Below are 24,507 nucleotides of genomic sequence, written 5' to 3'. Positions count from 1 at the left end.
ACAGAACCGAGCCCCCCCAACACCGCGGCGACAACCTCACGCCGCCCGCTTCATCCAGCCATGCATTTCCATCCACTTGGCGAACGCTTCGAACCAGCCGGTGCTGGTCGTCGTCTTCGGATACATGCCGAAACCGTGACCACCCTGTTCGTACAGGTGAAACTCGACCGGCCGCTTCGCCGCCTTCCACGAATCGATCAGCCCGAACCCGGCATTGGCGAAGAACGGATCGTCGGCGGCGAGCGCCACGAACAGCGGCGGGGCATCGGCGGGCACGGTCGCGGCGGACAACGGGCCATAGATGTCGCCGATAAAGGCCGGCTTCGCTGCGTTCGACGACAGCGTCGTCGCCATCGTCAGCATCGCGCCGGCCGAAAAGCCGATCATCCCGATCCGGTTGAGATCGACCTTCCATTCGCCGGCGCGCGAACGGACCAGCGCGAACGCCGCATTGGCATCGGCGATCTGCGGTGCCAGCGCGTTCGCGGCGCTGGCCGGGTTCGGTCGGGGCGGACGCTGTGCGGTGGCGGAGAACATGGCGGTCATCGACTGTTCGAACCCGGCCATATCGGCCGGCGTCTGGTTCAGCCGGTATTTCAGCACGAACGCCGCCACGCCGCGCGCCGCCAGCGCCCTGGCGACGTCCCAACCTTCGTTCTGCATCGACAGCGTGCGGAACCCGCCGCCCGGCGCGACGATCACTGCCGTGCCATTCGCCTTGGCCGGATCGGGCAGGAACGGCGTCAGCGTCGCGTCGGTGACGTTCCGCGCGAACACGCTGCCATATTGCTGGTGCCACGCCTCGCGCGCCTTCGCGTCGGGCAGCGTGCCGGTCTTCAGCGGGATCGCATCCGGTTGCGCCGGGATCGCGATCGGCTCCATCTTGTCGCTCTGCGCCAGCGCCGGTGCTGCCACCGTGATCAGCGCCCCGCCAATCGTCCACGCCAGCGCGCGCAGACGCGCGTGTTTCATACCTGTCATGACCATCCTCTCCCTTTATTATCAGGCGAGTATCGGCAGCCGCGCACCCATTGTCCAATGATTCTGTTAGCGTTAACGGCGATCTCGGAAGTAGGCGTGCCGGTCCGCCAAGGCAGCGGTGTTTTCGTCCCGCACCGGACCGTTGCCGGGGCGATCGAACCGTTCCGGAGCGCCCGGCGAACCGCTCGGATCACTGCGAAGAGCCGCCAGTGTCCACTTCCACACCTAGGCGGCACGATCCGGCATTGCCCCACAGCCTCTCACGGCACCCCACCCCGCCGGCCACCAAAAACGGAATTGAGGCTATCGCATTGTTAAACGGCAACAGTTTTCACCGCTTTCCTACACGGAGTCGGCAAACTACACTCGATCCGTTCTTTGAAATGACCGTCCAGACCACCCCGCCAAAGGTCGCAACCGTGTAACCTTCGCAACCTTCCGCGGACGAGAATCACCCCTGGGCGAACAGCTTGGTTCCCGCTACACCGACCACGATCAGGACCATGAACCCGGCCTGCAACGGGGCGATCCGTTCGCCGAACAGCAGCGCCCCACCGATGATGACGCCGATCGCGCCCAGCCCGGTCCACACCGCATAGGCGGTCCCCGCCGGAATGCCGCGCATCGCCAGCGCCAGCAGTGCCATGTTCACGAACGACAGGCCGATCGGCACCGACGACGCCAGCAGCGTCCCCTGCCCCGCCGCCCATTTCAGGCTGAGCGCCCAGATGACCTCACACACGACCGCAACCGCCAAGATGGCCCATGCCATGGCGTTTCTCCTTCAGCGGGCTCGGTAATGGGAGGGCGCGCCGGAAACCCGAAAGAGGCGCCACCCCAAAACGCGAAACGCCGCCCGGCCGGATCGGCAGGGCGGCGCACACGCGTCGGTACAGTCGATCAGTTCAGTCGATTGCCACCCAGGCCGGCGATGGTCCGGTCGATCAGCGCGCGATCGGCATCGCCCGACAGATGCGTCGAAATCAGCGCGGTCGCGGCCTTGGCGGCAGCATCGGCGGCGGTCGCGCGGACCTCGGCGATGGCGGCGCGCTCGGCGGCGGCGATCTTGTCGGTCGCCATTTTGGCCCGCCGCTGGGTCAGGTCGGCGGCATCGGTTTCGGCCTTGGCCAGCAGCCCCTGCGCTTCGGCCTCGGCATGAGCGACCATCTCAGCGGCTTGTGCCTCGATCCCGGCGATCTTCGCGGTATATTCGTCACGCAACGCCTCGGCTTCGGCACGCAGCTTGCGCGCTTCGTCGAGGCGCGTGCGGATCACCGCGATCTGCCCGTCGAGCAGCCGGCCGATCACGGCCGGTACGCCCTTCACGATCAGCACGATCAGGAACAGCAGCATCGCTGCGCTGACCCAACCGGTGCCGTCGAGGCCGAACGCGGTCGGATCGGGATGGTTGGCGGCGGTGGTGCTGCCATGCTCGCTCTCGACGGCGCTCACGCCGGTCTTGGTCAGACCTTCCTCGTGGATCGCTTCGTTCAGCGTCGGGCTGCCATGCACGGCCGTGGTCGGATTAGCCATGGAGCACCGCCTTTACCGCGCCTTGCGCGTCCTGTTCGCTGACATGAACGCCCGACACGCGGGCGACGATCGCCTGCGCCGCTTCGGCGGCGACCTGTTCGACTTCGGCCATGGCAGCGTTGCGCTGCGCGGCGATGTCGGCTTCGGCTTGGGCGACGCGGGCCTGCACATCGGCATTGGCAGCGGCCAGCCTTTCGGCGGCAGCGGCAGCGCCCGCGGCGCGTGCTTCGGCCAGCAGCTTCTGCGCAGCCTCGCGGCTCGCATTTTCACGGGTACGCCATGCGGCTTCGGTGGCATCGGCGGTGCTGCGCGCCTGATCGGCGGCGGCCAGATCGGCGGCGATGCCCTGATCGCGCTTGTCGACGGTGCCCTGTACCTTGGGCACCATGCCAAGGCCGACGACCAGAAACACGATGCCGAAGGTCAGCACCAGCCAGAAGACCTGCGACCCCCAGGTCGCGGCGAGCTGCTCGATTTGCGGCATGAAACGTCCCGTATTGTCTGGTCGACCGGACGCCATCGTCCGGCCGAAACCGGCCCATGGGGCCGGAGATCCGGCGCGGGCAACCCCGCGCCGGGCGTCACGCAGTTACGCGACGAAGATCAGCAGCACTGCAACGACGAACGCCAGCAGGCCGAGAAGTTCGGCGGCGGCGAAGCCGATGAACATGTTGCCCTGCTGGCTGGCAGCGGCCGACGGGTTGCGCAGTGCGCCCTGCAGGAACGCTGCGAAGACGTTGCCCACGCCGAGTGCCGCGAGGCCGGCACCGATGGCGGCCAGACCGGCGCCGAGGAACTTGATGGCGTCTGCTTCCATGTCGAAAACTCCCTTGGAAAAATCTATGTTTGGGTTGGGATCAGTGATGGTCGTGCAGGTGCACGGCATCGTTGATGTAGAGCGAGGTCAACAGCGCAAAGACATAGGCCTGTACGCCGGCGACCAGCATTTCGAGGGCCGACACACCGACCATCAGCGCGAAGCTCGGCACGCTGACCAGCACGCCGATGCCCGCACCGGCGGCAGTCGAATTGATGATGAAACCCGCCAGCACCTTCAGCAGGATGTGGCCCGCGGTCATCGCGACGAACAGTCGCAGCGCGAGGCTGAACGGACGGACCATGAACGACACGAACTCGATCGGCGCGACCAGCAGCAGCACCGGAACCGGCGTGCCCTTCGGCGCGAACAGGCTGAAGAAACGCAGGCCATGCTTGAACAGGCCGACGACCAGCACGATCGAGAAGCTGGCGATGGCGAGGACGCCGGTCACGGTGAAATGGCTGGTGACGGTGAACGGGTGCAGCCCGATCAGACCGAACGGCAGCAGCCCGACGACGTTCGCGAACAGGATGAACATGAACAGCGAGAAGACATAGGGAAGATACTTGCGCCCCTCATGCCCGATATTCGCCGCCAGCAGCTTGTCGATGAAGCCGGTGAAGCCCTCGACCGCCATCTGCCAGCGACCGGGCACCTGCTGCTGCTTCATGCCGCCGATCATGAACACGAACAACGCGATCGCCGCGACGATCATCCACAGCGCCGAATTGGTGAACGGCAGGACGGTATCGCCGAGCGGAATGTTGAAGATCGTCTGCACCTCGAACTGGTGCATCGGATCGATCTTGCCTGCCTGCGCCACGTCGCTTCGCCCCGATATGCCAAGGCGCCCGAAACTTTCAGTCCGGACGCCGGTTCGAAATCCTGATGATGTTCCTGAACGCGCTGACGATCCCGAGGGTCAGCAACACGAGCAGGAGCCAAGGCGAGGTGCCGAGCAGATAATCGAGCGTACCGCCGATCACCGCTCCCCCGACCATTCCACCGATCAATTCGGCCAGCACGCGATTACCGAGGCGGTAGTTCTTTTCCCCCGCTTCGTCACGCGCCTGACCGGTCCGGATCGCCTCGTCCTTCTTCGCCCGATCCAGCCGCTCATCGAGCGAGGTGATCCGGGCGTCTTCGGGCAAGGGGTCTAGTCCAGGCTCGTTCTCCGCCATGCTTCCTCCCAAGACCTTCAAAGGCCGGGCCGGAATCCGCCGGATGGCGAGCCCGCCAAGGCAGGCGCGCTTTAGGAAGGTGACGGTTTGGAGTCAACCACAGCGTTCGCGCCGAAACCTTTCGGGACGATGAACGGAGGATGACGGAGCTTGCACCGAAATTCGATGACGATTGGTACAGACCGGCTTTTACCTGCCCGCCACATCGGTCCCGCGGCCGATACATCGACCGCAAAGGAGGTGATTGACCTGGATGACGATACCGCAACCGTCATCATCGGCGTAACTATCCTGATAGTGGCTTTCGCGACCTTGGTGCTGAAATTCATCGAGGTCGCCCGCTCGAAGTAGCGGCGGGACGGGGTCGGCCTGGCAGCCGGCCCCGTAACGTAGAAGACCCCGGCCGCTGGCACGACCGGGGTCTGGAGGTGTATCACTGAATTCTGATACCGCTTTCGAGACATAGCTTGTCAGCGGTTAATCTTCAACCCTTACACACAGCGCGGGTCGCGCTCCGGCGCGCCGCTGCCGCGCGTTTCCCAGCCGCCACCCGGCGTCTTGTACTTCTCGCCCGGCTTGGTCTGCGCGATCAGGTTGCAGCCCGAGACGAACGCGAATTGCTCGACCGTCGCGCCCGCCTGTGCGCCGCGCGTGTATGCCGCCTTGCGCTGGATATTGATGTTCGCAACGAGCGCGCGAAGCTCCGGCGTGCCGCCGCCGACCACGCCCAGATAGCCATCGGGTTGCTCGCCGACCTGACCCGCGGCACGAGCGGCCTGATAGGCGGGATCGCGCTGCGCCCATGCGGTGCCGGCAACCCCGGCGACCGCGACGATGGCGGCTGCGGCGAGACCGTATTTCACGAAAGCATGCATGGTCAGAATATCCCCGGATTGTCCTGGATCAGCGTCTTCGCTTCTCCATCGAGACGATACACCACTTCCTGCGTGATGTTGATGTTCAAGTTGATGACGATCGGCTTGTCGGGCGCGGAGACGTTCACACACCCGGCCGCCGCACAGGAAGCGGCACCCATTGTCAGGAATCGCAGCATGGTCACGGTTCGCGTCATGGCACGGTCTCGCTTTCGGAAGGCTGAATGGTGGTGTCGAGCGGGGCCGGCGGCAAGCCCTGTTCGCGGCGGCGCTGTTCGGCTTGGAGCGCGGGCAGGTTGCGTTCGATCAGCCGCTTGGGATCATAATAATTCTGCACCGAATCGATCAATTGGCGGAAGGGTGCCTTGATCCGCACGTTGAATACGAAGGGGAGCCGCGCCAGCCGCCGAATCAGGAAATTGCTGTAGGTCCCCGTCCCCTGGCTGACCCCGGAGAAGCGGATCGCGGTCACCATCTCGCCGGCGATCGGACCGTCCATCTCGATCGTCAGGCCGCGATAGTTCATCGATTTCAGCGCCTGGAAGGCCAGATTGCCCCAGAAGCCGACATCTTCCTTCGATACTTCCCCGACATAGGACAGGTTGCCGGCACCCCGCGACCGCAGCTTACCCCCTTCGATCCGGCCGCCATTGGCATCGAAGATCATCGGCAGCACGCCGTCGAACGTGCCCGACGCGTTGAGATTGTCGAAGGCGAACTGTTGCAGGAACAGCCCGCCATCGACCCCCTTCACCCGGAACGTCATGCGCCGTTCACGATCCTCAGCGAAATCGAGGATGGTCGGTTCGAGGATCATCTCGCCACCGCCCAACGGCCAGCGTCCGCCCTCGATCTGGATCCGTTGCCCTTCGATCAGGCGATAGCGGACGACGCCGTCGGTCACGGCGATACCCGGATTGACCTCGGCGATCGTCGCCACCTGCCCAGGCGCGCTGACCAGCCCCAACAGGTCGGTGAAGCGAATCTCGCCCGACAGGCCGGTGACCGGGCCGAAGGCGGCGGCAAGGTCGGTTCCGGCGGTGCGGAACACGCCGGTGCTGGTGACACCCTCGGGACTCCACGCGATCTTGCCCCGTCCCGACACGCTGCCCTTCACGTCGGCGATGACGCCGAACGTCAGGCGCGTCAGTTCATTGGGCTGAAACGCGTCGCCAAAGGCGATGCCGGGCACATCGAGCACCGCATCGCCGCGCCCGGTGGCAAGGTCGTGGGCAATGGTCACGTCGCTGACCTTCACCCCCTTGGTCGGGTGCCTCAGCGTACCACCGGCGCGAATGGCGTTGCCGTTCAGCGTCAGTCGGAAATCGTCGCTGCGCAGCGGTTCGAACCGGGGGTCGGGTGCTGCGTCGCGGACGCCGACATCGCCGTTCAGCGACAGCACGCCACCCGCCAGTTTCCAGTCGCCCGACGCCTCCCGGATCAGCAGGGGGACGTTGCCGATCTGCCCCTCGCCCCGTTCGAACCCGCCGGTGACGACGCCGTTGGCGATGCGGCCGGTGAGCGTGCCGATATCGAGGACGCTGACACGTTCCGGACTGCCCAGGCGGGTCTTCACGCCGTCCAGTGCGAACGTCATGCCGGCCAATCCGAAGCGGCCACCACTCGCGGCGAGCGCGAGCGGCGTGCCGCCGAGGGTGCCGCGCAATTGCGTCGCTCCGATGCCGACCCCGCCACCGACGCGGCCACGGGCAAGCCGCAGCATCGCCCCGTCCTGTGGGCATAGCCGCAACCGCGTGGCATCGAGGGACAGTGCCGAAACGCGCAGCCGATCGAAGGCGACGGGCACGCAATCGGCATTGACGGTCAGCCGCCCGCCCCCGTCCCAACGCGCATCGATCGGCACCGCCAGTCGTTCGACCCGACCATCGCCGATCGGTCCGCTCAGTTCGGCGCGTGTTTCGATCCGGGTCGCTCCGTTGCCTGCCGTGCGGAACCGGACGGGTGCAAGCGCCAGCCGGGCGTCGCCGGCCGCATAGGGCTGCACCATCGCTGTGCCGGTCACCGGCGCACCGGGTCCGGCATGCGACAGGCGGATGCTCGCGACCGGCAGCCCGCCCCCGCCCATCGCCAGCGTACCGTTCAGCGTTACGCCCTTGCCCGAAACCCAGCGGACCGGACCGTCGCGCAGCGTGACGCGGGCACCATTGGCGGCGATGAACGCCATCCGGTCGATCCGGGCGGCGAGCGGGCGTGCGGCGACGTCGGCGGACAGGTCGAAACGGCGCGCCGCCTGCCCCGCCGCCCGGGACGCCGCGCGCAGCAGCGGCGCGACCGGAAGGCCGTCGGCGGCGGTACCCGACGCCTCGATTTGCGCGATCATCGGGTCGGCAAGCCTCGCGCCACGCGCGCCGATCCGCCCTTCGAAGGCGAGGACGCCGCCGACCTGATAGCGGCCGGCGATCGACAGGCCGGCACCGCCCAGTTGCGGCAGATCGAATGCGCCCGACGCAAGGTCGAGCGTCCCGCGCGTGCCCTGTGCGGTGCCGTCGAAGCCGATCTTGCCCGCAAGATCGGCGACGCGGGTCTGGGGCGCGGCGACCGCCGCCGCCGCGACGTCGGCCTGACCCCGCCAGCGGTCGAGGGCCGGCGCGAGCTTCGCGTCAAGGCGGATCACCGGCGAATCCAGCCGGACATCGCCGCAGACCGCCTGCCGCGCCCGCACGGGGCCGGTCAGCGACGGTCCGGTCGTGGCGGTACGGAGCGATACGTTCAGTGCCAGACGGTCGATGCCGCAGCCGTTCAGCGACAGGCGTTCGGACACCGCCGCCAACCGCCCGACAAAGCCGTTGGCGAGATTGCCACGCCCGGCCAGCTTCGCACCGACGAGGCCATAGGGGGTGGCGAGACGGATGCGACCGTCATCGACCGCGACGTCGAAATCGGGGAGCGCAAAGGGCTTGCCCGAGGGCGGCGGAAGCAGGCGATCAATCTGTCCGAACGAGACTTTGCCATCGGGCCGCAGCGTCGCGCGCAGGCGGGCCTGTCCGACCCGTGCGCCGGTGACCTGTGCGCCGTTCAGATCGACCCTGGTATCGATCTCCACCCAGTCGGCAACGAGGTCGGGGGCCTTGGGATCGCCTAGGACGACGTCGACCAGACGCTGCCGCCCGAAGCCGATTTCGGCGACGCGGTAGCGGGCGGTGACGCCGCGGCGTTCGAGTTCGCGGCGGACGATATCGTCGGCGATCGAGCGCCGTTGCGTCCACAGCAGGGCCGCCAGCGCGAGGACGATCAGGCAGACGAGCAGCAGCACCCGCGCGAAGCGACGCCGCCTGCGACCGGCGCGACGCGGCGGCGCTTCGGCCTGCTCCGCCCGATCGTCGTCAACGCCCAGACCACCCACTCCGCTGTTTCGCCCCGTCCGTCGCGGTTCGGCCCGCCGGGGTCAAGCGCGAGAGGCAGCAAACGGTTCCGGCTGCGCAACGGAAGTTGGCGAAGGTTACACGTAGCGAATGTCCATATTTGACCCGTAAGCATATGAACCATATATGGTCCGTATCGCGGATCAGGAGGACAGCCGACCATGGGGATCGTGAAGATTGACGACGCTTTGCACGCCGAAGTTCGCCGGGCGAGCGCGGTGATGTGCCGGTCGATCAATGCGCAGGCCGAATTCTGGATGAAGATCGGGATGTTGGCCGAAGCGAACCCGACGCTGCCGTTCACCGACATCGTCCGTGCAGAGTTGGCCGCCGTGCAGGTCCCGCCCGTCGACGCGATCGCCGCCTGACATGGTCAAGACCCCGGACGAAGTTGCGCTGATGCGCATTTCGGGCAGGCTGCTGGCCCGCGTGTTCGAAATGCTCGACGACACGAACCTGGCCGGCATGTCGACGCTGGCGATCAACGATCTGGTCGAGCGCTTCATCACCCACGACCTTGCCGCAAGGCCCGCGAGCAAGGGGCAGTACGGGTTCAAGTTCGTGCTGAATTGCTCGATCAATCAGGTCGTGTGTCACGGCGTGCCCGATGCCGACACGATCGTGCGTGACGGCGATATCATCAACCTCGACATCACGCTGGAAAAGAACGGGTTCATCGCCGATTCGAGCAAGACCTATCTGGTCGGCGCGGTCGCGCCCGCCGCGCGGCGGTTGGTGAAGGTCGCGCAGGAAGCGATGTGGCAGGGCATCCGGCAGGTGAAGCCCGGCGCGCACCTTGGCGATATCGGCTTCGCGATCGAACGCCATGCCAAGAAGAACGGCTATTCGGTGGTCCGCGACTATTGCGGCCACGGCATCGGCCGCGAGATGCACGAAGCGCCCGAGGTGATGAATTTCGGCAAGCCGGGCAAGGGTGTGCGGCTGCGTGAGGGCATGACCTTCACGATCGAACCGATGGTCAATCAGGGCACCCGCCGGGTCGAGACCGGGGACGATGGCTGGACCGTCGTGACCGGCGACGGGAAATTGTCGGCGCAGTTCGAACATACCGTCGCGGTGACGGCGGACGGGGTCGAGGTGCTGACGTTGCGGCGGGATGAGGTGCAGGGTTAGCGTCCGTCATTCCCGCGGAGGCGGGAATCCATTGGCGCTAACGGCTGTGGTAGCGCCGATAGGGCAGCGTGTATGGATCCCCGCCTGCGCGGGGATGACGAGAGGGTTGATGCTGGTCTTCGCTTCGTCAACGGAACGCACCCCCTCGCCCGCCCCTGCCCGATCGGCTACGACGCCCGCATGAACACCCCGCCCGAAACCGATGGCACCGGACACCGCGCGCGGCTGCGCGGGCGGTTGCTGGAGCATGGCGGGGAAGCGCTGCTCGATCATGAACTGATCGAATATCTGCTGACGCTGGCCATTCCCCGGCGTGATACCAAGCCGCTGGCCAAGACGTTGTTGCACGAATTCGGCGGGATCGGCGGGTTGCTGTCGGCCGATCCGGCGGCGCTGGGCAAGGTCGCGGGCATGGGCGACACCGCCGTCGCCGCGATCCGCATCGCGCAGTGCGCGGCGACGCGGATGTTGCAGGCGCAGGTGTTGGCGCGCCCGGTGTTGTCGAACTGGCAGGCGCTGCTCGATTATCTCCATGCCGACATGGCGCATCAGGCGGTCGAGCGGATCCGGGTGCTGCACCTGAATACCCGTAACCTGTTGATCCGCGACGAACTGGTCGCCGAGGGGACGCTGGACGAAGCGCCCCTCTATACCCGCGAGGTGATCCACCGCGCGCTCGATCTGGGGTCGGCGGCGCTGATACTGGTCCATAACCATCCGAGCGGCGACCATAGCCCCAGCCGCGCCGATATCGACCTGACGCGGCAGATCGCGGCGGCGGGCAAGCCGCTGGGCATCACCGTCCACGACCACCTCATCATCGGCGCGAAAGGGCATACGAGCCTGCGCGCACAGGGAATGTTATGACGCTGTCGAACAAGCAGAAGATGATCGCCGGCGACCTGTATGACGCGGGCGATCCCGAGCTGGTCGCCGATTGCGCGGCGGCGGGACGGTGGATGGACCGCTATAACGCGATGCTGGCGATGGACCCGGTCGAGCGGCTGGCGATCCTGCGCGACGGATTGGGATCGGTCGGCGACGGCGTCAACATCCGGCCGCCCTTCCACATCGATTACGGGTATAACATCACCCTCGGCGACGGGGTGTTCCTAAACTTCGGCTGCGTCATCCTCGACGTATGCCCCGTGACGATCGGCGCGAAGACGCAGATCGGGCCGGGGGTGCAGATCCTGACCGCCGACCATCCGCGCGATCCGGCGGTGCGGGCGCAGACGCTGGAATTCGGGCAGCCGATCGTGATCGGGGCAAATGTGTGGATCGGTGGCGGTGCGCTGTTGCTGCCGGGGATCACGGTCGGCGACGATGCGATCATCGGTGCCGGATCGGTGGTTACGCGCGATGTACCGGCCGGGGCGACGGTGGCGGGGAATCCGGCGCGGGTTCGGTAGCCGTCTGCATAGAAAGAAGAAGTTGGTTCGCGCAGAGGCGCGGAGGCGCGGAGGGGTTGCGCACCGGGCGGACGGCCCGCATTCGGGAGACCTTATTGCGCGCTGCCGCGAAAGATGCAGCCGCTGACGCGGATACCGTCTTGACAGACGCAACCCCTCCGCGCCTCCGCGTGAACCATTTCTTTCTTCTTCCTGCCGGTGGCGGGGGTTGCCGCAGAAGAAGCGGGACCCCGGATCAAGTCCGGGGTGACGTTCGGAATTGGGAAGGCGGTGCGCCCGCCAACACGAAGAAAACCGCCGGGATCGCTCCCAGCGGTCGTATCGATATCGGCGTTGGCAGGACGTCAGGCGCTCTGGCTCAGGAAGCTGGTCAACTCGGCCTTGGATACCGCCTTCGACTTGTCCTTGTCGGCCTGTGCGAAAGCCTGTTTGACCCACGTCTTCACCGCCGGCTTTTCGGCGGTCACGCCGGGTTCGCTCGCCGAGCGCAGCGCGACCATCCATTCGCCGAACTGCTTTTCGGTCAACTGGCCCTTCCCGTCCTTGTCATATTTCGGAAATTCGGCCTCGACGATCTGCGCGATTTGCGTGCCGCTGGCGGGCTGTCCCGCTTCGGCGGTGGTCTGCGCGGTCTGCGTCGCCGGATCGGCCGGGGTCACTTGCGTTGCCGATGCGGCGGGGTCGGCAGCAGTCGCGGCCGGATCAGCGGGCACCGTCTGCGCAGTCGGGGCAGTCGTTTGTGCCGGTGCTGCATCCTGCGCAAATGCAGGAGTCGACATCAGGACGGCGCTGGCGAGAAGAAGTTGCTTCATCATCGAATTTTTCCTTTCGGATTGCTTCGGTCTTTCATCCAGCCGGTCCGAACATCGTTCGAACGACTGTGCGATGACGAAACGTATCTAGGTCGTTTCGGGTTCGATTGAAGCCCCTTTCGTGGCTCGTCTATCGCAGGACAGGCTCGATTCATCCCCGACTTGTTGCTAGGGCGCGGCAAACCGTTCGCCCGTTTTGAAAGGCCCGCCGATGATTCCGCGCTATTCCCGCCCCGAAATGACCGCTTTGTGGGAGCCCCAGTCGCGATTCCGTATCTGGTTCGAGATCGAGGCGCATGCCACCGACGCGCTGGCCGAACTGGGCGTGGTGCCGAAACAGGCCGCCGAGAAGATCTGGGCGATGAACGACGCCGATTTCGACGTCGCGCGGATCGACGCGATCGAGGCGGAGACGAAGCACGACGTCATCGCGTTCCTGACGCATGTGTCGGAGCGGACCGGACCGGAAGCGCGCTTCCTGCATCAGGGCATGACCAGCTCGGACGTGCTCGACACCTGCCTCGCCGTCCAGTTGGCGCGGGCGTCGGACATCCTGCTCGCCGATCTCGACAAGCTGCTGGCGGTGATCGAGCGGCGCGCGCGCGAGCACAAGCTGACCCCGACGATCGGGCGCAGTCATGGCATCCATGCCGAGCCGGTGACGTTCGGGCTGAAGCTGGCACAGGCCTATGCCGAGTTCGATCGCTGCCGCACCCGGTTGCGCAATGCGCGGGCGGAAGTGGCGACCTGCGCGATTTCGGGCGCGGTCGGCACGTTCGCCAACATCGATCCGCGCGTCGAGGAACATGTCGCGCAGAAGATGGGGCTGAGCGTCGAGCCGGTATCGACGCAGGTCATCCCGCGCGACCGCCATGCGATGTATTTCGCGACGCTGGGCGTGATCGCCGGATCGATCGAGCGGCTGGCCACCGAAATCCGCCATTTGCAGCGTACCGAAGTGCTGGAGGCGGAGGAATATTTCTCGCCGGGGCAGAAGGGTTCGTCGGCGATGCCGCACAAGCGCAACCCGGTGCTGACCGAAAACCTGACCGGCCTGGCCCGCATGGTGCGCGGCTATGTGACGCCGGCGCTGGAGAATGTCGCGCTGTGGCATGAGCGCGACATCTCGCACTCGTCGGTCGAACGCTATATCGGCCCCGACGCGACGATCACGCTCGACTTCGCGCTCGCCCGCCTGACCGGCGTGATCGACAAGCTGGTCGTCTATCCAGCGCGGATGGAGAAGAACCTGAACAAGATGGGCGGCCTCGTCCATTCGCAGCGGGTGCTGCTGGCGCTGACGCAGGCGGGGGCCAGCCGCGAGGATTCGTATCGCTGGGTCCAGCGTAACGCGATGAAGGTGTGGGAATCGGACGGCGAGCTGTCGCTGCTCGAACTGCTGAAGGCCGATCCCGACGTCGCCGCCGCCCTGTCGGCGGAGGAGATCGAGAGCCGGTTCGATCTCGGTTACCATTACAAGCATGTCGACACGATCTTCGCCCGGGTGTTCGGACAGGCGTGATTGTGCGCGCCCCGCCGGGCATTGGTCCGGCGGGGTGGATGGGATCGCGCGGGTCGTTGCGAGCGAGATGATCCCGCCGCCGACGGATCGCGTGTTGCCGCTATAGCGTCGTCGGGTTCGGGTGCGCCGTGGCGATACTACCGGATATTCGCGCGCCCTCGGCGGAGCAGGCTACCGGTCGCTCCATATAGACGGCATCCGCGCCGAACCCTGCCGCGCCGCCGGGGGCGGCGATGAAGCCCTGTCGTGCCCAATAGGCATCGGCCCCGCCGACCGCGATCAGCGCGAGCACCGGGATGGCGCGGCGCGTGGCAATGTCGTCGAGGATCGGGAGCAGGCGTTCGACCGCCCGGGTGCCGCGTGCGGCCGGGGCGACGACGACGTCGTGGAGATACCAGCAATCGGCGCTGGGCGGCAGGTCGCCCAGCAGCGTGTGCATCGCCGGTGGCGCAAGGCGGTGCCACGGATGGCTGATGCAATGGCCGACGAGCGCGTCGTCGTCGGCAAGGACCCAGCAGCCCGCGGCGCTGAGCGCGATGCGTTCGGCGTAGAGGTCGGCCGCCTCGCCATAATCGCCCAGTTCGGCACGGGCGAGCGCGGCGATGCGCGGCGCGTCGTCGGCGCGGGCGGGACGCCATTGGACGGTCATGGCAGCTTCATTCCTCGATAGCGATCGACGTTCATCCCACGCGTCATCCCGGCGCGGGCCGGGACCGATGGACGGCGGAGCGCCCGCCTACCGGCCGCGAACACCCGATACAATGGATTCCCGCCCGCGCCGGGGTGCCGAACCGGTCGGCGTTGCGCCCTACCCGCCGAGCGCGGTCTTCAGGCGGCTGAAGAAACCGCTCGATTCGGGGCATTCGTCGCCGGTCTCGGTCTCGCGGAAGGCCTCGAGCAGTTCCTTTTGCCGGGTCGACAGGCGGGTCGGGGTTTCCACCTCGATATGGATGACCATGTCGCCATGGCCGCGCCCCTGCAACACCGGCATGCCGGCACCCCGCTGGCGCAGTTCCTTGCCCGACTGGATGCCCACCGGGATGCGGATGCTGTGCTTCTGCCCGTCGAGACCGGGAATCTCGATCGATCCGCCCAGTGCCGCGGTCGTGAAGCTGATCGGCGCGCGTGCGTGGAGCGCGGTCCCTTCGCGTTCGAACAGCGCGTGGCGCTTGACGTGAAGGAAGATGTAGAGATCGCCGGCCGGCGCACCGCGTGCCCCCGCCTCGCCCTCACCGGTCAGGCGAATGCGCGTGCCTTCGTCGACGCCGGGGGGTACGTTGACCTCCAGCGTCTTGGTCTGGTCGACCCGCCCCTCGCCGTTACAGACCGGGCACGGATCGGCAATCACCTGTCCCGCGCCGTGGCAGGTCGGGCAGGCGCGCTCGACGACGAAAAAGCCCTGTTGCGCCCGCACCTTGCCATGGCCCGCACAGGTCTGGCACGCCCGCGCCTTGGTGCCCGGCGACGCGCCGCTGCCGCCGCACGGGGCGCAGCTGGTCGAGACGTCGACGGTGATCTGCGTGTTCTTGCCGTGGAACGCCTCTTCGAGCGTGACTTCCATGTCGTAGCGCAGGTCGGCACCGCGCCGGGGGCCGGCGCGACCGCCCTGCCGCCCGCCGCCCATGAATTCGCCGAAGACGCTTTCGAAGATGTCGGAAAAGCCGTTGAAATCCTGCGCGCCGCCCCCGGCACCGCCCGCCCCCTGGCGGAACGCGGCATGGCCGTAGCGGTCGTACGCCGCACGCTTCTGCGGGTCTTTCAGGCAGTCATAGGCTTCGTTGATCGCCTTGAACTTCGCCTCGGAATCCTTGCAGCCGGCATTCTTGTCCGGGTGATATTTGATCGCGAGCTTGCGGTAGGACGATTTGATCGTCTGCGCATCGGCGGTCCGCTCGCATTGGAGCAGTTCGTAGAAATCGACTTCGGTGGTCATCAAAAAGCCCTCTCCCCCATGGGGGAGAGGGTTTGGGAGAGGGGCCGTCCGAAACGAACCGCCCGACACACCCCCTCTCCCCGGCCCTCTCCCCCAAGGGGGAGAGGGAGGGGCGTTGGTTTACGCCTTGCGGCTGTCGTCGACTTCCGAGAATTCGGCGTCGACGACGTCGTCGTCGGCCTTCTTCTCCTGCGCGGTGTCGGCAGCGGGCGAGGCTTCGGCCTGCTGCTGCTTTTCGTAGATCGCCTGACCCAGCTTCATCGCGACCTGTGCCAGCGCCTGGCTCTTTTCGGTCATGCGCTCGCTGTCGCCGCTCTCGACCGCTGCCTTGGTCTCGGCCACCGCGGCTTCGATCTCGGCCGTGAGCGAGGCGTCGACCTTGTCGCCATTGTCGGCAAGCTGACGCTCGGTGGTGTGGATCAGCGATTCCGCGTTGTTCTTGGCTTCGGCGCCGGCACGACGCTTCTTGTCCTCTTCCGCGAACTGTTCGGCGTCGCGGACCATCTGGTCGATGTCGTTGTCCGACAGGCCACCCGATGCCTGGATTCGAATCTGCTGCTCCTTGCCGGTACCCTTGTCCTTGGCCGACACGTTGACGATGCCGTTGGCGTCGATGTCGAACGTGACCTCGATCTGCGGCACGCCGCGCGGCGCGGGCGGGATGCCGACCAGATCGAACTGACCCAGCATCTTGTTGTCCTGCGCCATTTCGCGTTCGCCCTGGAACACGCGGATCGTCACCGCCCCCTGATTGTCGTCGGCGGTCGAATAGACCTGCGACTTCTTGGTCGGGATGGTGGTGTTGCGGTCGATCATGCGGGTCATGATGCCGCCCAGCGTCTCGATGCCCAGCGACAGCGGGGTCACGTCGAGCAGCAGCACGTCCTTCACGTCACCCTGCAGCACGCCCGCCTGGATCGCGGCACCGATCGCCACGACCTCGTCGGGGTTCACGCCGGTGTGCGGTTCCTTGCCGAAGAACTGCTTCACGACTTCGCGGACGCGCGGCATGCGGGTCATGCCGCCGACCAGCACGACTTCGTCGATCGCGCTCGCCTGCACGCCGGCATCGGCCAGCGCCTTCTTGCACGGCTCCAGCGTCCGCTTCACCAGATCCTCGACCAGCCGCTCCAGATCGGCGCGGGTGATGGACTTGACGAGGTGCTTCGGCCCCGTCGCGTCGGCGGTGATGAACGGCAGGTTGACGTCGGTCGTCTGGGTCGAGGACAGCTCGATCTTGGCCTTTTCGGCGGCTTCCTTCAGCCGCTGAAGCGCCAGCTTGTCCTTGGTCAGGTCGATGCCTTCGACCTTCTTGAACTCGTCCGCCAGGAACTGCACGATCTTCGCGTCGAAATCTTCGCCGCCGAGGAAGGTATCGCCGTTGGTCGACTTCACCTCGAACACGCCATCGCCGATTTCGAGGACCGAGATGTCGAACGTGCCGCCGCCAAGGTCATAGACCGCGATGGTCTTGTTATTGTCCTTGTCGAGGCCGTAGGCGAGCGCCGCCGCCGTCGGTTCGTTGATGATGCGCAGGACTTCGAGACCGGCGATCTTGCCGGCGTCCTTGGTCGCCTGACGCTGAGCATCGTTGAAGTAGGCCGGCACGGTGATGACCGCCTGCGTCACGGTTTCGCCGAGATACGACTCCGCCGTTTCCTTCATCTTCTGCAGGATGAACGCGCTGATCTGCGACGGCGAATATTCCTCGCCGCCCGCCTTCACCCACGCATCGCCGTTCGGCCCGCGCGCGATGGTGTAGGGAACCAGTTCGGTGTCCTTCTTGGTGACCGGATCGTCGAAGCGGCGGCCGATCAGGCGCTTCACCGCGAAGATCGTGTTGTCGCCGTTCGTCACTGCCTGACGCTTGGCCGGCTGGCCGATCAGACGCTCGCCATCCTTGGCGAAAGCGACGATCGACGGCGTGGTCCGTGCGCCTTCGGCGTTCTCGATGACCTTGGGGCTACCGCCCTCCATCACCGCGACGCAGCTGTTCGTCGTGCCCAGATCGATACCGATAACTTTAGCCATGGTCCCTCATTGGCCCCCGGGTTGAAATAATGTCTGGCCCGACCGGCACGGGGAGGTGCCAAGCGGGTCGTTCCGGAGGCGGATATAGGCAGGGTTCGGCTTGCCGCAAGATTATGCGCGGCATAGGGAACCGCAACGGGACAGGAGCGTGGACGTGAAGACACAGTGGGCGGCAACGTTGGTCGCGGCGTTGATGCTGTCGGGGTGTCAGAAGGGTCCGAGCGTCGACGACGCCTGGGTGCGCCTGCCCGCGGTCCCGGGACGGCCGGCGGCGGGCTATGCGACGGTGCGTGGCGGGTCCGGGAACGACGTGCTGACCAGCGTCGCCAGCCCGGCGGTCCAGCGGGCCGAACTGCACAAGAGCATGGCGGGCCATAGCGGCATGATGGCGATGCGTGCGCTCGACAAGGTCAAGGTCGAAGGGTCCATCGGCTTCAGCCCCGGCGGAAAGCATATCATGCTGTTCGGCCTTTCGCCCGATCTGCGCGCGGGGGGCAGCATCCCGATGACCTTCGCCTTCGAGGATGGTTCGAAGGTGACGGTCGATGCAAAACTGGTAGCCGCGGGCGATCCGGAGCCGTAATGAAACGCCCCCTCACCGCTTCCGAAATCGACCTTGCCCGAACGATGTTCGGCGACGAGATCGCCTATGACCGGGCGCGGGTGGCGAATGCAAAATGGGCGTTCTTTCAGCCGAAACAGGTCGCGATGGCACCGACCGGCTGCATCCATTTCCATCCGGGCGGCACGCTGTACCGCGACGATTTCGCAAGCGCGGGGCGCGATCTGGCCGCGTTGTTCCTGCATGAGATGATGCATATCCATCAGACCCAGCATCGCGGGCGATACTGGCTGCCGCTGATGCGGCATCCACTGTGCACCTATCGCTATGCGATCGTGCCGGGAAAGCCGTTCGCGGCATACGGGATCGAGCAGCAGGCGGAGATCGTCCGCCACGCCTTTCTGCTCCGGCAGGGGGCGGCGGTGAAGGGCAAGCCGCCACTGGCAGTGTATGAGGCGTTGCTGCCGTTCGGGCGGTAAGGACTATCCCCCTCGCGGCAATTGCCACAGGACGCGGCGGGTCGAATAGGATTCGACCGGGTTGCCGGCAGCATTGAGTGCCGGGCGAAAATAGCGGCCGCGACGGAGAATGGCGCCGCAGGCGGCCTTGTCGAGATCGTTCGATCCCGACGACTCAATGACTTTGCAGTCGGTCACGCGGGCGTTGGCGGCGATGGTCCACGCGATGACGACATTGCCCTGTTCATGCTTCGACAGCGCAGATGACGGATAATCGTCATAATTGATCCAGTCGCCCGGGCGTTCGCCTTCCGCGCGCGTCACGACCGCGGCGACCTTCTCCGGATCGTAGCCGAACTGCTCCATCAGATCGACTTCACACTTCTTGAGTGCCGGCAGCAGCGCCTCGGTCATCGCCAGCCCGACGGAGATGACCGGTCCACTTTTCGGACGCACGGTAAAGGTCGGAGCATCGACCAGTCCTTCGAATTCGGCACGACTGATGTAGAAGGTCAGTACCGCCTTGTCGCCTTTCGGAAAATAGACGCGGGTTCCGGGCTGCTTCTTGTCGAAGGTACGTCCGGGTGCCTCCAGCGTCAGATCGAGCCACCCTTCCTTACCAAGTTGCACGCGGCTGCCGAGAATTACCGACTGCATGAACTCGCCGAACGGTGTGGGTTTGAATGCGACGATGATCGGATGCGCCGGGTCGCCATAGCTCCGGCTGACGACACACATCTTTTCGGCATAGTCGACGGTCCACCGACCGACCGGCGCCAGCGGTGGTGCGGTGCCCGCACTGGCCTGCCCGATCAACAGCGCGGCCGGTAACAGTAGTCGCATCGCGTCAGCCCCTATTCCCCGCTGCGATGCTGACAGCGGCCCTGTGAAATCGCAAGCATCGATACGGACCGGAACCGCACCCGCCCGCAAATGGTTGGCCGCGCGAAACGATTTGAAAGGCTTGCGTGCGATGACCACCCGACACGGCGCCACGCTCCTTGCCCGACTGGGCTTTGCGGCGCGGGGCATCGTCTATTGCCTCGTCGGGTGGTTCGCGGTCGATGCGGCACTGCGCGGCGGGAAGGTGGGCGACAATCAGGGCGCGATCGCCAGCCTCGCCGACGAACCGTTCGGCGAATGGATATTGGCGGCGATGGCGGCGGGCCTCGCCGGCTATGCGCTGTGGCGGCTGGCCGAGGCGATCACCGATCCCGAAGCGCAGGGCACGACCGCCAAGGGTGCGTTCAAGCGCGCCGGCCACGCGATCAGCGGCATCGCCCACGTCGTCCTAGCGTGGACCGCCGCGAAACTGGCCGTCCATGCCAGCGATGCCGGTGGCCGGGTCGGGAGCGAGGAAAGCACCCACGACTGGACCGCATGGCTGCTCGACCAGCCGATGGGGCGGGTGCTGGTGGCGCTGGTCGCCGCCGGGCTGCTCGGCGCGGCGTTGCAGCAGGCGAAGAAGGCGTGGGACGGCAGCTTCGCGCGCGAATTGGGGCGCGATACGCCGGTGCCCGGCCATGTCTGCACCATCGGCCGCATCGGCTATGGCGCGCGCGGATTGGTCTTCGCGCTGATCGCCCTGTTCTTCGTCACCGCGGCATGGGCCGCCGATGCCGACGAGGCAGGCGGCATGGCCCATGCGCTGGCGACGCTGCAAGGCCAGACCGGCGGGCGGTGGCTGCTGACCGCGACCGGTCTCGGCTTCGTCGCCTTCGGGATCTACAGCTTCGTGGAAGCGCGCTGGCGGCGGATCTCGGTCGATCTGCCGGCATGACCGGCGATGCGATGCAGGCGCGGTGGCTCGACCTGACGCGGCGGGAACTGCCGGGGCTGGCGGCGACACGCGGCTGGCCGGTGCGGGCCGACCATTGTTTCCAGCGCATCCTGCTCGACAATGCGTTCGGCGGCGTGTGGTACGATCATGTCAGCGCGCGTCCGGCCTATATCCATGCCGATCCGGCGGCGCTGGCGCGCGCGGTCGTGCTGGGCGAGGCGGCGATCGCCGGCACGGTCGATCTGACCGAGCTGAACCGCCGCTCGCTCGACTGGCGCGGCAGGGCCCCCTCGAAACCGGCAGGCGGCACCCCCATGTCATCCGCTGGCAATTCCACAAGAACGAAGATAGAACGGACCGCATGAGCCTGACCCATATCTCCGTCCGCGGTGCGCGGGAGCATAACCTCAAGGGTGTCGATATCGACATTCCGCGCGATACGCTGACGGTCATCACCGGCCTGTCGGGTTCGGGCAAATCGTCGCTCGCCTTCGACACCATCTATGCCGAGGGGCAGCGACGTTACGTCGAATCGCTGTCGGCCTATGCGCGCCAGTTCCTCGAGCTGATGCAGAAGCCGAACGTCGAGCATATCGAGGGGCTGTCGCCGGCGATTTCGATCGAGCAGAAGACGACCAGCCGCAATCCGCGATCGACGGTCGCGACGGTCACCGAAATCTACGATTACATGCGGTTGCTGTGGGCGCGGGTCGGCGTGCCCTATTCCCCCGCCACCGGCCTGCCGATCAGCGCGCAGACGGTCAGCCAGATGGTCGACCGGGTGCTGGCGCTGCGCGAAGGGACGCGGCTGCTGCTGCTCGCGCCGGTCGTGCGCGGGCGCAAGGGCGAGTATCGCAAGGAACTGGCCGAATGGCAGAAGGCCGGGTTCCAACGCGTGCGGGTCAATGGCGAGGTCCATCTGATCGAGGATGCGCCCGCGCTCGACAAGAAGTTCAAGCATGACATCGAGGTCGTGGTCGACCGGCTGGTCGTGAACGCCGATGCGGCGACGCGGCTGGCCGAGAGTTTCGAGACCGCGTTGAAGCTGGCCGACGGCCTCGCCTATGTCGATCTGCTGGAAACGACGGTGGCGGAGGCGCAGCCGGGCAACCCGCCAGTCGCCAGCGAACAGGGCGACCGCGCGACCGAGGCCGCACCGCAGACCGGCAAGCTGAAAGGCGCCGGCATCCCCGACAACCGCATCGTCTTTTCCGAAAAATTCGCCTGTCCGGTCAGCGGCTTCACGATCAGCGAGATCGAGCCGCGCCTGTTCAGCTTCAACGCGCCACAAGGGGCCTGCCCGGCGTGCGACGGCCTTGGCGAGCGGCTGGAGTTCGACGAGGACCTGATCGTCCCGAACCACGAACTGTCGATCAAGAAGGGCGCGGTGGTGCCATGGGCGAAGTCCAACCCGCCCTCCCCCTATTATATGCAGGTGCTGGGGTCGCTGGCCAAGGCATACGACTTCTCGCTCGACACCGGGTGGAAGGATCTGCCCGAGGAAGCGCAGCGGGTGATCCTGCACGGCACCGCCGGCAAGCCGGTGACGCTGACCTTCATCGACGGCAAGAAGGCGTATGACGTCAAGAAGCCGTTCGAGGGCGTGCTCGGCAATCTCAACCGGCGGATGCTGTCGACCGAAAGCGCGTGGATGCGCGAGGAACTGGCCAAATATCAGGCGTCGCAGCCGTGCGAGACCTGCCACGGCGCGCGCTTGAAGCCCGAGGCACTGGCGGTGAAGATCGCGATGCAGGACATTGCCTATGCCACGCATTTGTCGGTGGTCGATGCGCTGCGGTTCTTCCAGTCGCTTCCCGAGCATTTCAACGACCAGCAAAAGGCGATCGCGCAGTCGATCCTGAAGGAAATCGTCGAGCGGCTCGGCTTCCTGAACAATGTCGGGCTCGACTATCTGAACCTCGACCGGACCAGCGGCACGCTGTCGGGCGGCGAGAGCCAGCGGATCCGGCTGGCGTCGCAGATCGGCAGCGGGCTGTCGGGGGTGCTGTACGTGCTCGACGAGCCGTCGATCGGGCTGCACCAGCGCGATAACGACATGCTGCTCGCCACGCTGCGCCGGCTGCGCGACCTCGGCAACACCGTGCTGGTGGTCGAGCATGACGAGGATGCGATCCGCACTGCCGATTACGTCATCGACATGGGGCCGGGCGCGGGCGTTCATGGTGGCGAGGTCGTCGCCAAGGGAACGCTGAAACAGCTGCTGAAGTCGAAGGGGTCGATCACCGCCGATTACCTGAACGGTACCCGGATGGTGCCGCTGCCGGACAAGCGGCGCAAGGGCAATGGCAAGAAGCTGACGGTGCATAACGCCACCGCCAACAACCTGACCGGCGTCACCGCGTCGCTGCCGCTCGGCACCTTTACCTGCATCACCGGCGTGTCGGGATCGGGCAAGTCGAGCTTCACCATCGACACCCTCTATGCCGCTGCCGCCCGCACGCTGAACGGTGCGCGGATCGTGCAGGGCAAGCATGACAAGATCACCGGGCTGCAACATCTCGACAAGGTGATCGACATCGACCAGTCGCCGATCGGCCGCACCCCGCGGTCGAACCCGGCGACCTACACCGGGGCGTTCACGCAGATCCGCGACTGGTTCGCGGGGCTCCCCGAGGCGCAGGCACGTGGCTACAAGCCCGGCAGGTTCAGCTTCAACGTGAAAGGCGGCCGGTGCGAGGCGTGCCAGGGCGACGGCGTGCTGAAGATCGAGATGCACTTCCTGCCCGACGTTTATGTGACGTGCGACGTGTGCCATGGCGCACGTTATAATCGCGAGACGCTGGAGGTGAAGTTCAAGGGGATGAGCATCGCCGACGTGCTCGACATGACGGTCGAGGACGCGGTCGAGTTCTTCAAGGCGGTGCCGCCGATCCGCGACAAGATGGCGATGCTGGCCGAGGTCGGCCTTGGGTACGTCAAGGTCGGGCAGCAGGCGACGACACTGTCGGGCGGCGAGGCGCAGCGGGTGAAACTGGCCAAGGAACTGGCACGCCGCGCGACGGGCAATACGCTGTATATCCTCGACGAACCGACCACCGGCCTGCATTTCGAGGACGTCCGCAAGCTGCTGGAAGTGCTGCATCAGCTGGTCGAGCAGGGCAATACGGTCGTGGTGATCGAGCATAATCTCGACGTCATCAAGACCGCCGACTGGATTTTAGACATGGGCCCCGAAGGCGGCGTCAAGGGCGGCCGCGTGGTCGCCGAAGGCACGCCGGAAAAGGTCGCAGCGGTCGAGGGCAGCTTCACGGGCAAGTATCTCAAGCCGTTGCTCGATCCGGCACGGGCACAGGCGGCGGAGTGACCCTGTGGCGCGCCCCGTTTGAGGCGGCGCTACGGATGTTTGCCGCCGTCAGTGAAGCGTTGTGGGGAACGGGCCGGCCCCGCCCGATCCTGGTCGGCAGGGCGGCCGTCGAATATTGGTCGGGCAGCGCGGTTTCGACCGGCGATTTCGACGTTTGTTCGCGGGTGCAGCCCGAATTTGAAGCGGTCTTGCGTGACCATGGTTTCGTGCGTCCCAGCGGTGCGGGCATGGCGACGCGCGGATGGATGCACCCGGGGCTGAGCCTGGGGTTCGAAGTCGTCGGCAGTACGCCCCTTGACGGTCTGGTGGATCGTGATCGCATCCACCTGATCGAAAATCTCACGCCGGGAGCTAACTTTGCCATTCTCGGTATCGAGGACCTGATCGCCGATCGCATGGGCCAATATGCGTCCGGCACTGCCGCCAACCGTATCGATCAGGCGCGGTTGCTGTTCGGCCTTCATTCGGGCCTCGATCTCGATTATCTTGAGCGACGGATACGCGAAGAAAGCTCGGGCGATTATGGTGTCGACGATTTGTGATCCCGAACGGGAAGCATGGCCTGGCCCTCGTATCGATCATGCGGCTTTTGCGGCGCGCCTGATCGAGCGCCGTGCCGCGCTCGGCAATCCCGAACTGCCGCGCAATGCCGGTGACAACCGGACCGAAAGCAAGCGCGCGTTGCTGGCCGCGATCGAAGCGGCGGGCGGGCGCTGGTAAAGCCTTCGGTACAGAGAAAACGTACGGAACAACCTTTCCCGCACG

The 24,507-nt window shown here is 66.0% G+C and carries 28 protein-coding genes; 13 read left to right on the top strand and 15 right to left on the bottom strand.

Annotated features, from left to right (window positions below; translation table 11 throughout):
- Nucleotides 1–36: 36 nt before the first annotated feature.
- The 7 genes from ASE50_RS03080 to ASE50_RS03050 form a co-directional block, all read right to left on the bottom strand.
- Nucleotides 37–972, bottom strand: a complete 936-nt coding sequence (locus tag ASE50_RS03080; protein ID WP_235512131.1) for an alpha/beta hydrolase — start codon at nt 970–972, stop codon at nt 37–39.
- A 460-nt stretch (nt 973–1,432) separates the two neighbouring features.
- Nucleotides 1,433–1,753 carry a DMT family transporter gene (locus ASE50_RS03075; RefSeq protein ID WP_055998520.1) on the bottom strand — a complete coding sequence of 107 codons (321 nt, stop codon included), beginning with the start codon at nt 1,751–1,753 and terminating at the stop codon, nt 1,433–1,435.
- A 128-nt stretch (nt 1,754–1,881) separates the two neighbouring features.
- Complete coding sequence (locus ASE50_RS03070) at nt 1,882–2,514, bottom strand: hypothetical protein (RefSeq protein WP_056395253.1); 633 nt, start codon at nt 2,512–2,514, stop codon at nt 1,882–1,884.
- The gene (locus tag ASE50_RS03065; protein ID WP_056395251.1) at nt 2,507–2,998 is read right to left on the bottom strand and encodes an ATPase; all 492 of its coding nucleotides are present in this window, start codon (nt 2,996–2,998) and stop codon (nt 2,507–2,509) included. The genes ASE50_RS03070 and ASE50_RS03065 overlap by 8 nt, the downstream gene beginning before the upstream one ends.
- A gap of 105 nt (nt 2,999–3,103) precedes the next feature.
- A complete protein-coding gene (locus ASE50_RS03060) occupies nt 3,104–3,331 on the bottom strand; it encodes a F0F1 ATP synthase subunit C (protein WP_055998526.1) in 228 nt (75 codons plus the stop codon).
- A gap of 40 nt (nt 3,332–3,371) precedes the next feature.
- Nucleotides 3,372–4,157: a F0F1 ATP synthase subunit A gene (locus ASE50_RS03055; protein WP_056395249.1), complete on the bottom strand. Its 786-nt coding sequence runs from the start codon at nt 4,155–4,157 to the stop codon at nt 3,372–3,374.
- 37 nt (nt 4,158–4,194) lie between these two features.
- Nucleotides 4,195–4,515: an AtpZ/AtpI family protein gene (locus tag ASE50_RS03050; protein ID WP_055998530.1), complete on the bottom strand. Its 321-nt coding sequence runs from the start codon at nt 4,513–4,515 to the stop codon at nt 4,195–4,197.
- 165 nt (nt 4,516–4,680) lie between these two features.
- Here ASE50_RS03050 and ASE50_RS03045 point away from each other — a divergent pair, with 165 nt between their 5' ends.
- A complete protein-coding gene (locus ASE50_RS03045; RefSeq protein ID WP_056395246.1) occupies nt 4,681–4,866 on the top strand; it encodes a hypothetical protein in 186 nt (61 codons plus the stop codon).
- Nucleotides 4,867–5,006: 140 nt separating this feature from the next.
- Here ASE50_RS03045 and ASE50_RS03040 read toward each other — a convergent pair whose 3' ends face one another.
- Genes ASE50_RS03040 through ASE50_RS03030 form a run of 3 tightly spaced genes read right to left on the bottom strand, consistent with a single transcriptional unit; the run spans nt 5,007 to nt 8,754 of the window.
- A complete protein-coding gene (locus tag ASE50_RS03040; protein WP_056395244.1) occupies nt 5,007–5,390 on the bottom strand; it encodes a YdbL family protein in 384 nt (127 codons plus the stop codon).
- A gap of 2 nt (nt 5,391–5,392) precedes the next feature.
- Complete coding sequence (locus ASE50_RS03035) at nt 5,393–5,587, bottom strand: YnbE family lipoprotein (RefSeq protein ID WP_056395242.1); 195 nt, start codon at nt 5,585–5,587, stop codon at nt 5,393–5,395.
- A complete protein-coding gene (locus ASE50_RS03030; RefSeq protein ID WP_235512109.1) occupies nt 5,584–8,754 on the bottom strand; it encodes a YdbH domain-containing protein in 3,171 nt (1,056 codons plus the stop codon). Before ASE50_RS03030 ends, ASE50_RS03035 begins: the two co-directional genes overlap by 4 nt.
- A 180-nt stretch (nt 8,755–8,934) precedes the next feature.
- Between ASE50_RS03030 and ASE50_RS03025 the strand changes: the two genes are divergently transcribed.
- From ASE50_RS03025 to ASE50_RS03010, 4 genes are all read left to right on the top strand, one after another.
- Entirely contained in the window at nt 8,935–9,141 is a 207-nt protein-coding gene (locus ASE50_RS03025) for a ParD-like family protein (RefSeq protein ID WP_056395240.1), read from the top strand.
- Nucleotide 9,142: 1 nt separating this feature from the next.
- Nucleotides 9,143–9,907, top strand: coding sequence for a type I methionyl aminopeptidase (gene map, locus ASE50_RS03020; protein WP_056395238.1), 765 nt, complete (start codon nt 9,143–9,145; stop codon nt 9,905–9,907).
- A gap of 180 nt (nt 9,908–10,087) precedes the next feature.
- Nucleotides 10,088–10,774 carry a RadC family protein gene (gene radC / locus ASE50_RS03015; RefSeq protein WP_056395236.1) on the top strand — a complete coding sequence of 229 codons (687 nt, stop codon included), beginning with the start codon at nt 10,088–10,090 and terminating at the stop codon, nt 10,772–10,774.
- Nucleotides 10,771–11,319 carry a sugar O-acetyltransferase gene (locus ASE50_RS03010; protein WP_056395235.1) on the top strand — a complete coding sequence of 183 codons (549 nt, stop codon included), beginning with the start codon at nt 10,771–10,773 and terminating at the stop codon, nt 11,317–11,319. Before radC ends, ASE50_RS03010 begins: the two co-directional genes overlap by 4 nt.
- Nucleotides 11,320–11,663: 344 nt before the next feature.
- Here ASE50_RS03010 and ASE50_RS03005 read toward each other — a convergent pair whose 3' ends face one another.
- Nucleotides 11,664–12,134: a hypothetical protein gene (locus ASE50_RS03005; RefSeq protein WP_056395233.1), complete on the bottom strand. Its 471-nt coding sequence runs from the start codon at nt 12,132–12,134 to the stop codon at nt 11,664–11,666.
- 208 nt (nt 12,135–12,342) lie between these two features.
- Between ASE50_RS03005 and purB the strand changes: the two genes are divergently transcribed.
- Nucleotides 12,343–13,653 carry an adenylosuccinate lyase gene (gene purB / locus ASE50_RS03000; protein ID WP_056395227.1) on the top strand — a complete coding sequence of 437 codons (1,311 nt, stop codon included), beginning with the start codon at nt 12,343–12,345 and terminating at the stop codon, nt 13,651–13,653.
- A gap of 100 nt (nt 13,654–13,753) precedes the next feature.
- On the opposite strand, the gene ASE50_RS02995 is transcribed toward purB, so the two are convergent.
- The 3 genes from ASE50_RS02995 to dnaK all read right to left on the bottom strand — a co-directional run bounded on the left by ASE50_RS02995 (nt 13,754) and on the right by dnaK (nt 17,617).
- Entirely contained in the window at nt 13,754–14,302 is a 549-nt protein-coding gene (locus tag ASE50_RS02995) for a GNAT family N-acetyltransferase (protein WP_056395225.1), read from the bottom strand.
- 159 nt (nt 14,303–14,461) lie between these two features.
- Nucleotides 14,462–15,586, bottom strand: a complete 1,125-nt coding sequence (gene dnaJ, locus ASE50_RS02990) for a molecular chaperone DnaJ (protein ID WP_056395223.1) — start codon at nt 15,584–15,586, stop codon at nt 14,462–14,464.
- Between the two features lie 120 nt (nt 15,587–15,706).
- Nucleotides 15,707–17,617 (bottom strand): molecular chaperone DnaK, encoded by a 1,911-nt coding sequence (dnaK, locus tag ASE50_RS02985; RefSeq protein ID WP_056395221.1) that lies wholly within the window; start codon nt 17,615–17,617, stop codon nt 15,707–15,709.
- A gap of 154 nt (nt 17,618–17,771) precedes the next feature.
- Here dnaK and ASE50_RS02980 point away from each other — a divergent pair, with 154 nt between their 5' ends.
- The gene (locus ASE50_RS02980) at nt 17,772–18,200 is read left to right on the top strand and encodes a copper chaperone PCu(A)C (RefSeq protein ID WP_156347257.1); all 429 of its coding nucleotides are present in this window, start codon (nt 17,772–17,774) and stop codon (nt 18,198–18,200) included.
- Nucleotides 18,200–18,658, top strand: coding sequence for a hypothetical protein (locus ASE50_RS02975; RefSeq protein WP_056395219.1), 459 nt, complete (start codon nt 18,200–18,202; stop codon nt 18,656–18,658). The genes ASE50_RS02980 and ASE50_RS02975 overlap by 1 nt, the downstream gene beginning before the upstream one ends.
- A gap of 3 nt (nt 18,659–18,661) precedes the next feature.
- Here the strand turns inward: ASE50_RS02975 and ASE50_RS02970 are convergent, their stop codons facing one another.
- The gene (locus ASE50_RS02970) at nt 18,662–19,480 is read right to left on the bottom strand and encodes an energy transducer TonB (protein ID WP_056395217.1); all 819 of its coding nucleotides are present in this window, start codon (nt 19,478–19,480) and stop codon (nt 18,662–18,664) included.
- Between the two features lie 130 nt (nt 19,481–19,610).
- Here ASE50_RS02970 and ASE50_RS02965 point away from each other — a divergent pair, with 130 nt between their 5' ends.
- From ASE50_RS02965 to ASE50_RS02945, 5 genes are read left to right on the top strand one after another with little or no spacing between them, the layout of a single operon-like run.
- Entirely contained in the window at nt 19,611–20,417 is an 807-nt protein-coding gene (locus ASE50_RS02965; RefSeq protein ID WP_056395214.1) for a DUF1206 domain-containing protein, read from the top strand.
- On the top strand, nt 20,414–20,782 hold the full coding sequence (locus tag ASE50_RS02960) for a GCN5-related N-acetyltransferase (protein WP_200909448.1): 369 nt from the start codon (nt 20,414–20,416) through the stop codon (nt 20,780–20,782). Before ASE50_RS02965 ends, ASE50_RS02960 begins: the two co-directional genes overlap by 4 nt.
- On the top strand, nt 20,779–23,742 hold the full coding sequence (uvrA, locus tag ASE50_RS02955; RefSeq protein ID WP_056395212.1) for an excinuclease ABC subunit UvrA: 2,964 nt from the start codon (nt 20,779–20,781) through the stop codon (nt 23,740–23,742). Before ASE50_RS02960 ends, uvrA begins: the two co-directional genes overlap by 4 nt.
- Entirely contained in the window at nt 23,739–24,284 is a 546-nt protein-coding gene (locus ASE50_RS02950) for a hypothetical protein (protein WP_056395210.1), read from the top strand. The genes uvrA and ASE50_RS02950 overlap by 4 nt, the downstream gene beginning before the upstream one ends.
- On the top strand, nt 24,268–24,462 hold the full coding sequence (locus ASE50_RS02945) for a hypothetical protein (protein ID WP_414881662.1): 195 nt from the start codon (nt 24,268–24,270) through the stop codon (nt 24,460–24,462). Before ASE50_RS02950 ends, ASE50_RS02945 begins: the two co-directional genes overlap by 17 nt.
- The last annotated feature ends 45 nt before the right edge of the window (nt 24,463–24,507 follow it).

Origin of the sequence: Sphingomonas sp. Leaf5 (genome assembly GCF_001421155.1) — a bacterium.
Lineage (GTDB): Bacteria > Pseudomonadota > Alphaproteobacteria > Sphingomonadales > Sphingomonadaceae > Sphingomonas.
This window is presented reverse-complemented; position numbering and strand designations above follow the sequence as displayed.